The following is a 15,736-nucleotide window of genomic DNA, read 5'->3' on the forward strand; positions in this document are numbered from 1 at the left end:
GCCTGGAGCCCGTCGGGCACGGGCGCTGACTCCCGAGAAACACCCCACCTCATCGCGGTGGGACGGCGCCCACCGACGCGTGACCAATCTAGAATGCGGCCTGGAGCTGCAGCCGCACGACCTCCTCGGCGTCGCGCACGTTGCCGTCGTCGAAGCGACCGAACACGTCGAGCTGCAGCTTGAGGGGGTGACCGGCGAAGTAGTAGCTCATCCCGCCCCCCACCTCGTCGCGGCGTCCAAGGGCGCTGCGGGCCGAGTCGAGCGGTCCGATCTGGCCGTAGCGCGCGGCGATCTGGAAGGGCACGCGCGGCACGAGATAGCTGGCGGTGGCCGACCAGCCCAGGCCGTCACGCGCCATCTCCCGCGGCGCGAGCACCTCGTCGCCCATGTCGTCGATCACCGTCGCATCGCCGAAGTTGCGGTGGCCCTGGCGATAGTAGACGTCGGCGAACAGCGAGAAGCCGGCGATCTTGAACATCAGATCGGCGGTCACGTTGTGCGTGTCGGTGGTGCCGCCGTCGCTGGGGGTCGAGCCCCGGTTGCCCCGATTGCCGATCCCACCGTCCACGTAGCCGTAGGCAGCGCCGAGCGACAGACGGGGGCGCAGGGTTCGCTCGAAGTCACCCTCCTCGTAGTCCTCGAACTTGCCCAGCGGCAGCACCTCGACGCGGCCGAGGTAGAACATGTCGAAGTTGGAGGTCTGGAAGGGATCCCGCCCCTCACCGAGGTAGACGCCGGCGTAGTAGCGCAGCTTGCCCAGGCCCCGGAAGTCCTTGGAGCGCAGGTCGATGCCCACGTCGCGGTCGAGGTTGAACTCGCCGTTGGCGAGCGAACGATCGACCAGCTCGAGATCACCGGATGAGACCACGCGCTGGCGGCTGAACGGCACCTTGTACTGACCCACGCGCACGGTGAGATCGCGCAGGTAGTCGAAGTCGAAGTACCAGTCGAGGATTGGCGTGCGGCGGGTGGTGTCACCGTCGTGGCCCATGTCGCGGGGCGACAACGCGAGCTCGGTCTTGAACTTGTTGTGCTCGCCGAAGACGTGGCCCTTGAACTGCAAGCGGGCGCGGCGGATCTGGAAGCCGTGGGAGGTCTCGTCGGTCGCGTCCTCGTGCTCCAGCGTGTAGAGGAATTGCGCGCGCAGGCGCGTGGCGAGGGCAAAGCGCCCGTCCTTGCTCTCGAGCGCGAGGCCGTTGCCCGGCTCGAACGTGGCCTTCCCCATGTCGACCGGGTGCTCGTCGAGCAGCTCGTCCTCCCCGCGCGGGCGCAGGTGCGCACCATCGCGGTGGTCGACGACCTCTTCGGCGAGCACCGGCTCCTTCGCGGGATCGGCTTCGGTCGCGTCGGGATTGGTCGCGGGCGCGGGCGCGAACGCATGCGCCAGGGTCGGGGTCACGAAGAGAGCGAGCAGAGCCGTCAACGCAAGCGCGCGTCGTCGAATCGTGCACATCGCCACGTCGGGAACTTAGCGTCGACGAGTGACACACATGTGAACCGACCGTTACATACGTGAGCCGATCGTGACATGCGTGATGAGATCGTGACATGCGTGACCCGGCTCGAGGAGCGACGCTGGACCGCTCACGTGCAAGAAGACCTGCTCCTGGGAGCGAGGCCCTCTCGCACGGCGTGGGCAGCCACGTGGGCGCCGGATCCGTCCGCCTAACCGACGCCGATGGTGACCAAGAACGCCTTGCGGAAGCCATCGTTGACCGCAATGGCCAGCACGATGGAGACCAGCAGACCAATCGTGACCGAGGCGAGATCCTTGGTGATGAGCCGCAGCGTCTCCCTCGTGGAGCGGCCGTTGGCCTTCATCCACGTCATGGCCAGCTCACGACCCGACAGCAGTCCAATGAACACCCATGTGGTGCTCATCGGCATCTTCGACATCTCCTTGAAGTAGAGCAGGATGAACGCGAACACGAGGTCGATGAGCGTGGCGGCGCGCACGTCGACCACGTCGGACTTCTCGTCGACGACCTGCTGGATCCGCTCGCCCCGCATGCGGAAGAGGATTCCCAGCCCCATGAACACGGTGCCGGAGAACAGCACCATCTCCACCATGCTCAGCGAGCGCGGCAGATACACCGCGATGTTGGCGGCGTCCTGCATCAGCCATACCGACCACAGGAACGCGGTGGTGCACCACTGGGCCACGCGCCACCCGGGGTGGGCCTCGCCCTTCATCATGCGCTGCAGCGGCTTGGACGCCACGGTCCAGACCACCATCGCCAGCACGAGCGCCAGCACGTAGCCGCTGAGGCTCTTGCTGAGCACCTTGCCCACGCTCGAGGCCGAGGTGGTGAAGCCGGTCAGCAGCAGGAAGGTGGTGGACACCGGCATCTTGAGCCGGGTCAGGATCAGCAAGAACAGCGGCGCGGCGACCTGCAGATAGGAGAACGAGGTCGGCGCCGTCTCGAAGCCCTTGGCGGCCAGGCGTTGATAGCTGACGTCACCATCGTAGCTGAACCAGCTGTAGCCCACGGTGGCGAGGAACACGGCGCCGATGAACAACCACAGGATCCACCACTGACGGTTGCGGTTGGACGCAATGAAGGTACCGAGGGTCTGGATGCTGTCGTTGGCGATCGCCGAGTAGGACGCGAACAAGAAGCCCACCCACGCGCCTGCGATGGGGTGTCGGTAGGCGATGCCCGCCACGAAGAACCCGGCGGCAAGCAGGAGCAGGAACCTGCGCTCCTGCAGCGCCAAGTCGACGAACCAACTGTAGGTGGCGGGCAAGCCCCGCGAAGGGGGGGTGGTGGAGGCTTCGTTTGCCACGAGCTATTGCTGATCATCTTGGTCTCGTGCCCGCGACGCCGGGCGGCGGTGAGGTCAACTCTTCGTTACGGACAGGTAACGTGGGGGCTCGGCGAGTTGGGTAACGCACAGGGCCGTAGGCACGGGGGAAATCGTTGTTCCGCGAGAAGAGCGCACCCTTGGTGACGAAGCGTCACCCTGGTTCTGCGACGCCGGTGGACCCGGCCGTCGCCGTTTCGCTACCTTGGAGCACCGTGCCGCTGCGTGCGTGGATCCAAGCGTCGAGGCCGCTGGCGCAGGTCAACATCGCGGTTCCCTTGCTGCTCGGCGAGATGCTCGCCTACGCAGGGGGAGCGCCGCTCGACGTGGGCCTGCTGGTGCTCGCCCACGGGTTCGGCGTGCTCGACCAGCTGTTCATCGTGTGGGCCAACGACGTGGCCGATGAAGCGGCCGACCGCGTCAACGAGGCGCCCACTCCGTTCTCCGGCGGCTCGCGCGTGCTGCCCGAGGGCAAGCTGCACGCGCGTCAGCTGGCCCGGGCGGCGATCGGAGCGGCGCTCGCCATGCTGGGCGTGTCCCTCTACGCCGCGATCGCGCTCGACCGTCCGGCCATGCCGCTCGCGTGGGCGCTGGCGGTGGTGCTCTCGTGGGCCTACGGCTTTCCCCCCGCGCGCCTGTCGTACCGGGGGATGGGCGCCGTCACGCAGGCATTCGGCGTGATGGTGGTGCTGCCGCTCATCGGCTTCTACCTGCAAGCGGGCGACGTACGCGGGTTCCCGTGGCCCGCGCTGCTGCCGTGCGTGGCGCTGGGGCTGGCGAGCAACATCACCACCGCGCTGCCCGATCACGCGGCGGACGAGGCGACGGGCAAGCGCACCTGGCCGGTACGCTACGGGGTCGAGCGCGCGCGCAAGCACGTGCTGCAGCTCGTGGCGCTCGGAGCCCTGGGGGCCCCGCTGGTGCTGCCCCACTCGTCCCAGGCAACCTGGGCTGCGGTCGAGGCGGTGCCGCTGCTGTTGGTGCTCGTCGATGCGCGCACGCTCCGACGGCCCCACGAGCCGAGCCGCGAGCGGACGCTGCGATTCGTGATCCGCAGCGGCGCGGCGATCAACGCGGCGCTGCTGGGATGGATCGTGGCCCTGGTCCTATCGATCCCTTAGATGCCCAGGCAGAGCGCGTGCGGATCGATCTCGACGTGCCGCTGCACCTCCTCGCGGGGTCGAGTGGCCCGAGCGCTGGTCGTGGCCCATGTCGGGACGGTCGGGACGGTCGGACGAGAACCTCCCACACGATCGGGCCGACAGCCGATCACCTCGGGCCGATCACCACGGGCGAATGGGCTGGATCGCCGTGCGCATCCGAGTCCACGTGATCGATTCCGTAGTAGCATGATGAGTCCGAGGCCGATCTGGTCGAGCTCGGTCGGGCTGCGATGGAAGGCGGTCGAACCCACTTCTGGGAGCAGGTGCTCGCTCATCTCGTGGAGATCAGCGACAACCGCTGCAGCATCACCCGAGAGAGCATCGCCGCCGAGACGAGCGAAGAACAGCGCCTGATCCTGTCCGGACTGCTCATGGTCCACGAGGACCTCGACCTCCTGCACAGGGAATCGATCGAGGAGCTCGAAGAGGCCAAGCAGGCGGCCGAGGCCGCGAGCCGCACCAAGAGCGAGTTCCTGGCCAACATGAGCCACGAGCTGCGCACCCCCCTGAACGGCATCATGGGCATGCTCAGCCTGGTCCTCGACACCGAGCTGTCCGAGCAGCAGCGCGACTACATCGTCACCGCCCGCCGGTCGGCCGAGGCGCTGCTCGACATCATCAACGACATCCTCGACCTCTCCCGGGTGGAGGCGGGCAAGCTCAGCCTGGAGCCGATCCCCTTCGACCTCCGCTCGACCATCGAGGACGTCCTCGATCAGGTGGCCCCTCAAGTGGCCAAGCGGAACGTGGAGCTCATCGCGCACTACCACCGCGACGTTCCGCCGCGGGTGGTGGGGGATCCGGGGCGCATTCGGCAGATCCTCATCAACTTGATCGGCAACGCGACCAAATTCACCGAGCAGGGCTACGTGCTGGTGACCACCCGGTGCCTGCGGCGCATCGGTCATCGGGTGGACCTCGAGATCGGCGTCGAGGACACCGGCCCGGGCATCCCCGCGTCCGAGCGCGAGCGAATCTTCGAGCAGTTCAAGCAGGTCGACTCCTCGTCCACGCGCCAGCACTCCGGCACGGGCCTGGGGCTCGCCATCACGCGTGGGCTCGTGCACCTCATGAACGGCGAGGTCGGGCTCGACAGCACCGAGGGCGAGGGCTCCACGTTCTGGGTCAGGATGCCGCTCGAGGTCGACCGCCACGCGCCGCCCGATCCGCTGCCCCAGGTCGAGCTCACGCGGGCCCGCATCCTGGTGGTCGACGATCACGAGGTCAATCGTCGCGTGCTGACCGAGCAGCTCGCGGCCTGGGGCATTCGCCACGAGGCTCGCGAGTCCGGCCTCGCCGCGATGGCGGCGCTGAGCGAGGCGCGAGCCAGCGGTGATCCCTACGGGATCGTGATCCTCGACTACCAGATGCCCGGAATCAACGGGATCGAGGTGGCCCGGGCGATCAAGCAGATCTCCGGCCTCTCGAGCACGGTGCTGGTCCTGCTGACCTCCGTCACCCTCCAGGTGGACGCACGCGAGCTCGAGGAGGCAGGGCTGGCGGGCTACCTGATCAAGCCCATTCATCAGTCTGCGCTCCTGGACATGCTCACCATGGCGTGGGCGGCCCACGAGAGCGGCACGCCCCAGCGTCTCATCACGCGTCATTCCATGATGGCAATGGGGACTCGCGGGAGTCCCAGGACTCTCGCGACTCCCGGCTCCTCGCATTCGAGCGCAGCTCCTGGGCCCGATGAGCTCGCGAACCTCGAGCATCACGTGTTGGTGGTCGAGGACAACGCGGTCAACCAGAAGGTCGCCACTCGAATGCTCACGACCCTCGGGTGCCGGGTGGACGTGGCGGCCAATGGCCGGGAAGCGGTGGAGATGATCCGAGCGATCCCCTACGACCTCGTGTTCATGGACGTGCAGATGCCGGTGATGGACGGCTATGCGGCCACGGCCGAGATCCGCCGCCACGAGGCTGGCACGGGCCGTCGGGTGCCGGTCATCGCAATGACGGCGCGGGCGATGGCCGGAGATCGCGAGCGCTGCCTGGCGACCGGAATGGACGGATACGTCAGCAAGCCGATCAAGCGCGAGAGCCTGGCCACGATGGTTCACAAGCACTCCTCCAGGGTGGACTCCCGACCCGGGGAGCTCGCCGGTGGCCGTGCCTCCGCGGTGGATCTCTCGTGGCTCGCGGAGGCCAGCGGCGGCGACGTCGAATTCGAGCAGGAGATCGTTCGCGGCTACCTCGAGGATGCCGAGCAGAGCATGGCCGAGCTCGCGGTCGCAGTGCGCGAGCGCGACCAGCAGCGGCTGCGGGCGGCCGCGCATACCTTGCGAGGGCAGAACGCCACCGCGAGCTCGGTGCGTCTGCACGACCTGCTGCTCGCGTTCGAGCACGCCGATGAGCTCGAGCGCGTCGCGGCCCGGTACTCCGAGCTCGAGCACGCGTTCGCCGAGCTGCGCACGGTGCTGCTGCGGGAGCTCGAGCGGCACTCGAACGCGTAGGCCGGCGCAACGGGTCCTGCCCCCGGCGTGCTCGACCCCAGCCTACGTCCGCGCCGACGCCACCGCCTGCAGCGCCTCGTCCAGCGTCTTGTGCACCGAGTGGCGCACGCCCCCGAACACCTTGCCCAGGACGAACTTGGCCGCCACGTTGAGCATGAAGTTCTTGCCGGTGAACACGGCCACGTAGGCGGGCTCGAGGGCACGAAACAGCCCGCGCAGGTACTGCCGCACCTCGGCGCTGGGGGGCCCGGTCACGGTCAGGTCGATGACGAGGTAGAACGGGCTCCGGCCCGCGGTCAGCTCGCCGATGCGACCGAACATGAGGTCCAGCGAGAACGCGGTGACGACCGGGGTCTCGCGATAGAGCACGACATCGTCGGAGATCCGCACGACCTGGGCCCGGATCGCACGCTGCTCGTCCTCCGTGCTGTCGGGGCCGTAGGGGCGATTCTCGAGCACGACCTCGTCGAGGAGCTCCAGGGGGGATGGCATGCGGCCTCGATGCGCGACGGCGAGCCAGTATAGCGCGACCGGGACGGGCGGGGCAGCCGTCGTCGGCCTTTGCCTTTCCCGCGCCTTTCCGGTCCAATCACTCCCCATGCAAGGGAGACGTGTGCTCACCAGCGAAACGATCGCGCTTTGCTTGGCCGTGGCGTGGGGCACCACCACCAACGCAAGGGTGGTTCACGCCCAGGTCCCGGTCCAGCGCACGCGCTACCAGCTTCCGGCCTCCAACGGCTACGGCGCGATCATCGTCAACCTCGACGATCAGAACCCGGCCCAGTCGCGCCGCATGGTCCACTTTCGCGAGCACCTGTTCGCGGCCGAGGAGCCCGTGATCGACGACATGGGCAACGAGGTGTGGAACGGCAGCGACTTCGCGGCCGTGTACACCCGCGACCTGCTCTACGACGCATACTTCGGCCTGCGCGACGGCAACGGCCAGGCGTGGCTGCCCTCGCTGCCCGTCGACCTCGACGCCAGCGGCTACGCGAGCTGGCAAGCCGGCACCACCGGCGGCACGGGCGTGATCACCATGGTGCAGACCATGGGCATGCTCGAGGCCACGCAGTACTTCTTCGCGCCGCTGGAGCTGCAGAGCAACGCATTCGTGATGGCGATGCGCGTGCGCAACACCGGCGGCGCCCCCGTCCCCGGCGCGCAGGCGTTCTCGCTGCACAACTTCCACCTCGGCTACGGGCGTGCGCAGTCGCCCTGGGAGGTCAACCAGGACATCGGCGAGAACGGCGAGACGCTCGTGTTCGATGGCACCGGCGGAGGTGCGGCCTTCACCGAGCGGGGCTTTGCGGGCGTGGTGGCCATGCGCGCGGCGGGCAGCGTGGCGCACTACGGGGCCGCGCCCGACGTGAACGTCTACGGCATCGTGAACGCCGGTGGCTTCGCGGATCTACCCGACAACCCCACGCCCGACATGGCGGCCACCGGGGCGACGGGCGCGCTGCAATTCGACCTGGGCGACCTGATGCCCGGTCAGGAAGCGTGGGTCGCGGTCACGTTCGTGCACCACGGCGATCCGTTCGCGGGCGCCGAGGCGCTGGGCCTGGCCGATGGATGGATCGCCGGCCGCGACGCGCAGGCGCTGGTCGAGGACGAGCTGGCGCTGTGGGCCGACTTCCAGGACACGCTCGCCATGCCGGCGGGGCAGAGCCCGCAGGAGGAGGTGCTCACGCGACAGAGCGCCGCGATGCTGCGCATGGGTCAGGTGCGCGAGGACGAGTACTACCTGCGGGAGTGGCAGAGCCAGGACGGCGAGGTTCGCCGCACCCGCTTCCCCGGCACGCTGCCGGGGGTGGTGCAGCACGACGGCGGCGGAGCGATCCTCGCCAGCCTGCCCCCCGGCAACTGGACCTACGCGTGGATCCGCGACGGCGCGTACGCCACCCTGGCCATGGCCACGCTGGGCATGGACGCGGAGGCTCGCGCCTCGCTCGAGTACTACTTGAACGCCGAGGCCGGTCGCTTCAAGGACTGGATGGAGCTGGCGGCCTACGACATGCCCGACTACCAGATCTCGCTGGTGCGCTACTACGGCTTCGGGATCGAGGAGACCGACTTCAACGCGTTCGGCCCCAACCTCGAGTTCGACGGCTTCGGGCTGTTCCTGTGGGCGCTGCGCGGCTACGAGGAGCACACGGGCGACCGAACGCTGGCCGAGGAGTACTGGCCCACGATCTCCGAGCGCGTGGCCGACGTGATCGTGGCGCTGGTCGACCCCGCCAATGGGCTCATCCGGCGCGACTCGTCGATCTGGGAGAGCCACTGGAACGGCCGCGAGCGCTACTGGGCCTACACGTCGATCACCGCCGCGCGTGGGCTGTGCGATGCCGCGGCCATCGCCGAGCGCGTGGGTGACGACGAGCGCGCCACGCTCTACCGAGACACCGCCAATGGGCTGCGCCAGGCGATCCTCGACGAGCTCAGCGACGGCGACGGGGCCATCGCCTCGACCCGCGAGGAGCTGCAGCTGGGCGAGGGCTACTGGGACGCGGCGGTGATCGATGCGATCGCCATGGGCCTGTACGACCCGCAAGGCGAGATCGCGACCGCCACCCTGGCCGGGCTCGACGCCAACCTCATCACTCCCGCCAGCGAGGTCGGCTGGTCGCGCAACGACGACGACACCGATCACGCGGGCGGCAACGATCTGAGCCCCTGGGGCAGCGTGTACGACTCGGTCGAGTGGGTGATCACCGACCTGCGGGGGTCGATGGCGTTTCGCGGCGCGGGCGACGAGGCCCGGGCCGAGGCGATGCTCCAGTGGATCCGCGAGCAGGCGGAGGCCAACTACTTGATGGTGGCCGAGACCTTCAATGCGACCACCGGGGTCTACGAGAACAACACCCCCATGCTGGGCTTTGGCGCGGGCGCGTGGACCCTGGCCCTGGCCCACCGCGCGGGCGACTTCCAGGATGCGGCGTGCGGCGAGTACTGGGTGGACATGAGCAGCGGTGAGACGACCGGGGGGGAGACCGGCGACACGACCGGGAGCGGTGGCAGCTCCGGCGGCGCCCTCGACACCTCGGGCGGCTCGGGAGGCCCGGGCACGGGCGGCTTCATGACGATCAGCGCCGGGCTCGACGAGAGCAGCACCGGCGATGGACCGGGGCAGGACGATGGAGGCGGCGGCTGCGGCTGCCGCAGCGCGGGCGGGGGCGGGCTACCGCTCGGCCTGGGGTTGCTGGGGTTGCTGGGGCTGTGGCGTCGAAGGAATCGTGTCGGGGGCGGACGGGCACCTGCTCCTTCGGTCACCAGGGAGTACCAGTGAGCGTCTGAACTTGGACCTCGTCGCTCAGCGATCGAGGCCGGTCAATGCATCGAGGTCCAGAAGATCTCGCGGACGGCCTGAAGCTCGCTTGTTGCGGATGAGGTCGCGCCGTCCAATGAGGTTGACGCGTGTACCGCCGAATGACGCGCGCGTCCGGTTCTTCCATGCCGTCTCGAAACGAACTCCGTCGATGGCCTTGAGGACGTCGATGCGAACGGGCGGACGCCCCATCATGAGGACGCGGCGCTTGTCAGCCAGCTCCTCGACGGTAAGCTGCGGCAGCGGACCCGCGAATTCTTCCAGCGCCCGCTTGAGCCGTTCGCAGTTGGCGAAAGCGGCGTCGACGAAGATGTCGAGGTCCTTGGTGTAGCGCGGCTCTGTGTGATACACGACCGCCCAACCACCAACGATTAGATATCTAACGCGATGCCTCCCGAGTAGTGACAAGAGATCGCTGAAGTCTGAGTTGATCTCCACCTTCGCCTCGAACTACGCATGCGTCGATGATCATCTGCCAGGTCGCAGCCCAGCGCGCCTGGGCGCCTGCCCGTCGCCAAAACGAGCGATCGAACGAGCGGTCCTTGGGATGGCCGTCGACGATGCGCACGGTCCACGTGCCCTTGGTTGGCATGACGGTCATGGTGGCACGAGAAACGGAGCCGCTCAATCGGGACGGGCAAGTCGAGACCTCTGACGACGAGAGCAGCATGGGGCTGGCGGGTACGACGATTCGGCACGGCGGTATCGGTACGGGCCAGTGGGTCGCGGCGCCCTCAGCGACCTCGACCATGTCGCGCCGTCGGAGGTTTGCCGTCCGTAAACTGCGTCCACACCGATCCGAGCCCGGACCGCCAATCTCATTGGCAGCCCGGAGGGCCGGCCTCCGGAATTCAACGATAATTCCTCTGGCGTCATGCTTGCTTGAAGCTCCCGAGGATCACACGCATGCCGACCACTCGTGCCCGTCTGCTCGCTCTCGTTTGTGGCGCGCTCGCGCCCTTGGCCGGCTGCAACGACCCGCAGCTCGAGGGGGTCGAGGTGGAGTCGGAGATGACGGTCATCATCGTCGACCCGGTGCCGATCCGCTCCAAGGACGTCGACATCCTGTTCGTGGTCGACAACTCGGGCTCGATGGCCGAGGAGCAGGCCGCCCTGGCCGCGAGCGTCGGATCGCTCATCGACGTGCTCGAGCGCCCCGGGGTGGACGCCAACTACCGCATCGGCGTCACCACCACTGACAACGGCAACCCATGGTGCGGCAACACCTCCCCCGAAGCGGGCCTGCTGCAGATGAGCTCGTGCCACAGCCGCCTCGAGTCGTTCACGTTCGAGGGCGCCACGACGATCGATGCCCAGCAGGAGGCCTGCCTCGATCTGTGCCCGGATCAGTGGGCCGACATCGAGACGCTACCCACCGCGGTCGATTCCAGCTCGGATACCCGCCCGCGGCCCTGGCTCGAGCGCATCGACGGAGCCACCAACCTGCCCAAGGGGCTCACGACCACCCAGGCGTTCCAGTGCGTGGGACCGCAGGGGATCGACGGCTGCGGCTTCGAGAGCCCGCTCGAGTCGATGTGGAAGGCGGTGCGGCGCTCCCAGACCGATGATGATCCCGGCCACGGGTTCATGCGCAACCACGCGGTCCTCTCCATCGTGCACGTGACCGACGAGGCCGATTGCTCCTACAACAGCGCGCAGGAGTCGATGTTCTTGCCCGACGGCAATCGCGTGTTCTGGTCCGACCCCGAGGCGGCCTCGCCGACCTCGGCCGCGTGCTGGAACGCGGGCGTGCGCTGCGAGGGCTCGGGCACCTACGACGATTGCCAACCCATCGACCGTGGCCTCGACGGCAACGAGGTCTCCGCGGCCGACGCCGACGAGCTCGCGGCGCTGCGCCCAATGTCGCGCTACGTCGAGATCCTGCAGACCCTCGAGGACCAAAAGCAGCAGATCTTCCCCAACCATGAGGTGCTGGTCTCGATCATCGGTGGCGTGACCTCCGACGGCAGCGTCGTCTACCAGGATGCCATCGACGATCCCCAGTTCCAGATCGACTTCGGCATCGGGCCCGGCTGCGAGGGCCCAAACGGGCGGGCCGTGCCCCCGGTGCGTCTGCGCGAGCTGGCCAGGCACTTCGAGGTCGAAGGCGATCGCAACCTGTTCTCGAGCTGCGACGGCGACTACTCCTTCGCGCTCGAGGCGATCGCCGAGGCGATCGCCGATCAGCTCGAGCCCAACTGCGTGCCCGCCTGCGTGGCCGATACCGACGCCGACACCCCCGACGTGCTCGATCCCGCATGCACGGTCACCCAGGAGTGGGTGACCGACGACGGCGAGCTGCTGGAGCTCGAGGTCCCGGAGTGCGAGCCCGAGCACACGCTTCCCGATGGCGCCGACGTCTGCTACCTGGCCGCGTCCGGCGACGAGCTCCACGAGCGCTGCATGGAGCAAGGGTTCAACCTCGAGCTCCAGTTCGTGCGGCGTGACGGTGTTCCCCGGCCGAAGAACCCGGCGATCTCGGCCAAGTGCGAGCTGTCGGACGATCGAGCGCGCGACTGCCCCGGCCTGCCGTGAGACACTGCCGGTGCTCATGCCCAGTCCGTGGTCGCGTTCCATTGGTCGGCTCGTCGTCGTGTGTGGAGCGCTGTGCTCGGCATCGGCCTGCTCGGACCCCGTGCTCGAGCCCGTCGAGCTCCCTCCGGGCATGCACGATCCCCACTACCCCGCGCTGTTCATCAACAAGGACGTGGACGTCCTGTTCGTGATCGACAACTCGGGCTCGATGACGGAAGAGCAGGCGATGCTCGCGGCCGGCATCGGGGCGTTCTTCGAGGTGCTCGAGCGCCCCGACGTGGCCGCCAACTACCGCATTGCCTTCACCACCACCGACGACGGCAACCCGTGGTGCAGCGACACCACCCCCGAGGCGGGCCAGCTACAGCTGTCCTCGTGCCGCAGCCGGCCCGAGGAGTTCGTGTTCCCGGACCCGGTCATCGACCCGGTGGGGGACGCGTGCAGCGAGCACTGCCCCGAGGCGTGGGCCGAGATCGAGACCCTGCCCACGACCGTCTGGGGTGACGACCAGGCCGCGCCTCGCCCCTGGATGGAGCGCATCGACGGAGCCACCAATCTGCCCAAGGGGCTGTCCACCGTGCAGGCGTTCCAGTGCCTGGCCCCGCAGGGGATCGTGGGCTGCGGGTTCGAGAGCCCGCTCGAGGCGATGTGGAAGGCGCTGCGGCGCTCCGCGACCGATGGCGATCCCGCCCAGGGCTTCGTGCGCGACGACGCGATCCTCTCGGTGGTGATCGTGACCGATGAGATCGACTGCTCCGACAACGATGCGGCGGAGTCGATGTTCCTGCCCGAGGGCAACCGCGTGTTCTGGAGCGACCCCGATGCGGAGGCCCCCACCTCGGCGGTGTGCTGGAACGCGGGGGTGCTGTGCGAGGGGCTCGGCACCTACGACGATTGCCGCTCCATCGATCTGGATGTCGACGGCAACGAGGTCGCGGCCGATGACGCCGAGGAGCTCGCCGCGCTGCGCCCGGTGTCCCGCTACGTGCAAGCGCTGCAAGACCTCGAGAACTACAAGCAGCGGATCACCCCCGACCAGGAGGTGCTGGTCTCGGTGATCGGAGGGTTCGCCTCCGACGGCAGCGTGACCTACGCCGACGCCGTCGACGACCCCACATTCCAGTCGGACTTCGGCATCGGGCCCGGCTGCGAGAGCGCCAACGGGCGCGCCGTGCCCCCCGTGCGCATGCGCGAGCTGGCCGAGGCGTTCGCCGTGGGCAACGCCCGCAACCTGTTCTCGGTCTGCGACGACGGCCCGAGCTGGTCGGCGTCGCTGGCCACCATCGCGCAGAACATCGCCGCCCAGATCAGGCCCACGTGCTTCCCGGCCTGCGTGGCCGACTTCGAGCCCGACACCCCCGACACGCTCGAGCCCTCGTGCCGCTTCGTCCAGGAGGCGCCCCAGCCCGACGGCAGCTTCGAGGAGACGGTGGTGCTGCCGTGCGAAGCCGACCGCTCGCTCCCCGAAGGCGAAGACGTGTGCTTCGTGATGCTGGTCGAGGACGAGCGCAGCGAGTTCTGCGCCGAGATCGGCTTCAACCTCGAGCTGGAGTTCGTGCGCCGCGAGGGCGTGGCCGTGCCGCCGGGAACCGCGATGACGGGCGAGTGCAACCTCTCGGACGACAGAGAGACGGACTGCCCCGAGCTCTAAGTGGCCCCCGCGGCCATCGGTGGGCGGGAGCGATTGCCAATCGGGTCGACGTCGGCAACCGAGTCGCGCCAAGCCGGTTGGCGGTGCACGGAGCCCACGCCCGAGATCACGATGCATTCGGTTGGCCCCATCCTTGCTTTGGATTGTCTTCCAATGCCCGCTTCCATCTCGTCCCGCCTTGCCTTGCTCCTTGGTGCCAGCCTCGTGCTCCCCTCGCTCGCGGCCTGCCTCGACCATCCGCTCAAGGACGTCGAGTACGACTCGATCGGCATCAAGCCCACCAACCTGCCGCTGGCCATCAACAAGGACGTCGACATCCTGTTCGTGATCGACAACTCGGGCTCGATGGGCGAGGAGCAGGCCACGCTCGCCGCCAACTTCGCCTCCTTCATCAACGTGCTCGAGGATCCCGAGGTGGAGGCCAACTACCGCATCGGCGTGACCACCACCGACAACGGCAACCCCTGGTGCGGCGGCACGGGGCCCGAGGCCGGGGCGCTGCAGCTGTCCTCGTGCCGCAGCCGCCCGCAGGAATTCCTGTTCCAGGGGGCCACCGAGCTCGACAAGACCCAGGAGGCCTGCCTCGACGTGTGCCCGGAGGAGTGGGCCGACATCGAGACCATCCCCACCTCGATCGGGGCCGACGACGCGCCACGATCCCGCAACTGGATCGAGAACATCGAAGGCGCCACCAACCTGCCCGAGGGTCTGTCCACGGTGCAGGCGTTCCAGTGCATCGGGCCCCAGGGCATCAGCGGGTGTGGGTTCGAGAGCCCGCTCGAGTCGATGTACAAGGCGATCAAGCGCTCCGAGACCGACGACGACCCCGACTACGGCTTCATCCGCGACGGCGCGATCCTCTCGGTGGTGCACGTGACCGACGAGGCCGACTGCTCCTACAACACCGCGCAGGAGTCGATCTTCTTGCCCGAGGGCAACCGCCTGTTCTGGTCCGATCAGGACGCGGCCTCGCCCACGTCGGCCGTGTGCTGGAACGCGGGCGTGGCCTGCGACGGCGACGACTGCCGCCCGGTCGACCTCGACGTCGACGGCAACGAGGTCGACGAGGAGGACGCCGACGAGCTCGCGGTGCTGCGTCCGGTCGATCGCTACGTGGACATCCTGCAGAGGCTCGAGGACGAGAAGAAGAGCATCAACTCGGAGCAGGAGGTGCTCGTGGCGCTGATCGGCGGCGTCAACGGCGATGGCAGCGTGACCTACCAGGACTCGATCTCGGACGCGCAGTTCCAGGCCGACTTCGGCATCGGACCCGGCTGCCAGAGCGAGGCCGGTCGCGCGGTGCCGCCGGTTCGTCTGCGCGAGCTGGCCGACGCGTTCGCGGTGGGCGACGACCCCAACATGTTCTCGATCTGCAACAGCGACTACTCGGACGCCCTGGGGGCCATCGCCAAGGCCATCGCGCAGCAGGTGCAGCCCTCGTGCGTGCCCGGATGCGTGGCCGACACCGACCCCACCGCCGACGGGCTCGATCCCCAGTGCGTGCTGGTGCAGGAGGTTCCTCGTGGCAATGGGTCGTTCGAGGAGACCGAGGTGATCGAGTGCGAGGCCGACGGCTCGATCCCCGACGGCGAGGACGTGTGCTACGTGGCCTTGATGGAGGACGAGCGCAGCGAGGAGTGCGTAGCCCACGGCTTCAACCTCGAGTTCCGGCTCGAGCGTCGCGAGGGGGTCTACGTGGCGCCTGGCACCGGGATCACCGCGTCGTGCCAGCTGTCGCAGAACAAGGCGATCGAGTGCCCCGATCTGCCGTAGCATCGCGATGGGATGACGCGAGGCATTC

General features: G+C 68.3%; 10 protein-coding genes. 6 read left to right on the plus strand and 4 right to left on the minus strand.

The features are described 5' to 3' along the window. Window positions 1–88 precede the first annotated feature (88 nt). Both OEB96_RS44760 and OEB96_RS44765 read right to left on the minus strand, forming a co-directional pair. Window positions 89–1,399: a porin gene (locus OEB96_RS44760; RefSeq protein WP_266223131.1), complete on the minus strand. Its 1,311-nt coding sequence runs from the start codon at window positions 1,397–1,399 to the stop codon at window positions 89–91. A gap of 266 nt (window positions 1,400–1,665) precedes the next feature. After that, window positions 1,666–2,787, minus strand: a complete 1,122-nt coding sequence (locus OEB96_RS44765) for a hypothetical protein (RefSeq protein ID WP_266223132.1) — start codon at window positions 2,785–2,787, stop codon at window positions 1,666–1,668. A gap of 233 nt (window positions 2,788–3,020) precedes the next feature. On the opposite strand from OEB96_RS44765, the gene OEB96_RS44770 reads away from it, so the two are divergent. Together OEB96_RS44770 and OEB96_RS44775 are read left to right on the plus strand one after the other, a co-directional pair. Then, on the plus strand, window positions 3,021–3,926 hold the full coding sequence (locus OEB96_RS44770) for a prenyltransferase (RefSeq protein WP_266223133.1): 906 nt from the start codon (window positions 3,021–3,023) through the stop codon (window positions 3,924–3,926). A gap of 272 nt (window positions 3,927–4,198) precedes the next feature. Further along, entirely contained in the window at window positions 4,199–6,424 is a 2,226-nt protein-coding gene (locus tag OEB96_RS44775) for a hybrid sensor histidine kinase/response regulator (protein WP_266223134.1), read from the plus strand. A gap of 42 nt (window positions 6,425–6,466) precedes the next feature. Here OEB96_RS44775 and OEB96_RS44780 read toward each other — a convergent pair whose 3' ends face one another. Beyond that, the gene (locus OEB96_RS44780; protein ID WP_266223135.1) at window positions 6,467–6,916 is read right to left on the minus strand and encodes a hypothetical protein; all 450 of its coding nucleotides are present in this window, start codon (window positions 6,914–6,916) and stop codon (window positions 6,467–6,469) included. 106 nt (window positions 6,917–7,022) lie between these two features. Between OEB96_RS44780 and OEB96_RS44785 the strand changes: the two genes are divergently transcribed. Continuing rightward, window positions 7,023–9,710 carry a glycoside hydrolase family 15 protein gene (locus tag OEB96_RS44785; protein ID WP_266223136.1) on the plus strand — a complete coding sequence of 896 codons (2,688 nt, stop codon included), beginning with the start codon at window positions 7,023–7,025 and terminating at the stop codon, window positions 9,708–9,710. A gap of 24 nt (window positions 9,711–9,734) precedes the next feature. Here the strand turns inward: OEB96_RS44785 and OEB96_RS44790 are convergent, their stop codons facing one another. Beyond that, the gene (locus tag OEB96_RS44790; RefSeq protein ID WP_266223137.1) at window positions 9,735–10,187 is read right to left on the minus strand and encodes a hypothetical protein; all 453 of its coding nucleotides are present in this window, start codon (window positions 10,185–10,187) and stop codon (window positions 9,735–9,737) included. Window positions 10,188–10,655: 468 nt separating this feature from the next. Between OEB96_RS44790 and OEB96_RS44795 the strand changes: the two genes are divergently transcribed. From OEB96_RS44795 to OEB96_RS44805, 3 genes are all read left to right on the plus strand, one after another. Then, window positions 10,656–12,284 carry a VWA domain-containing protein gene (locus tag OEB96_RS44795; RefSeq protein WP_266223138.1) on the plus strand — a complete coding sequence of 543 codons (1,629 nt, stop codon included), beginning with the start codon at window positions 10,656–10,658 and terminating at the stop codon, window positions 12,282–12,284. A gap of 100 nt (window positions 12,285–12,384) precedes the next feature. Further along, window positions 12,385–13,935, plus strand: a complete 1,551-nt coding sequence (locus OEB96_RS44800; protein WP_266223139.1) for a VWA domain-containing protein — start codon at window positions 12,385–12,387, stop codon at window positions 13,933–13,935. 153 nt (window positions 13,936–14,088) lie between these two features. Beyond that, window positions 14,089–15,708, plus strand: a complete 1,620-nt coding sequence (locus tag OEB96_RS44805) for a vWA domain-containing protein (RefSeq protein ID WP_266223140.1) — start codon at window positions 14,089–14,091, stop codon at window positions 15,706–15,708. Window positions 15,709–15,736: the final 28 nt, after the last annotated feature.

It is taken from the genome of Paraliomyxa miuraensis (genome assembly GCF_026337845.1).
GTDB lineage: Bacteria > Myxococcota_A > Polyangia > Nannocystales > Nannocystaceae > Paraliomyxa > Paraliomyxa miuraensis.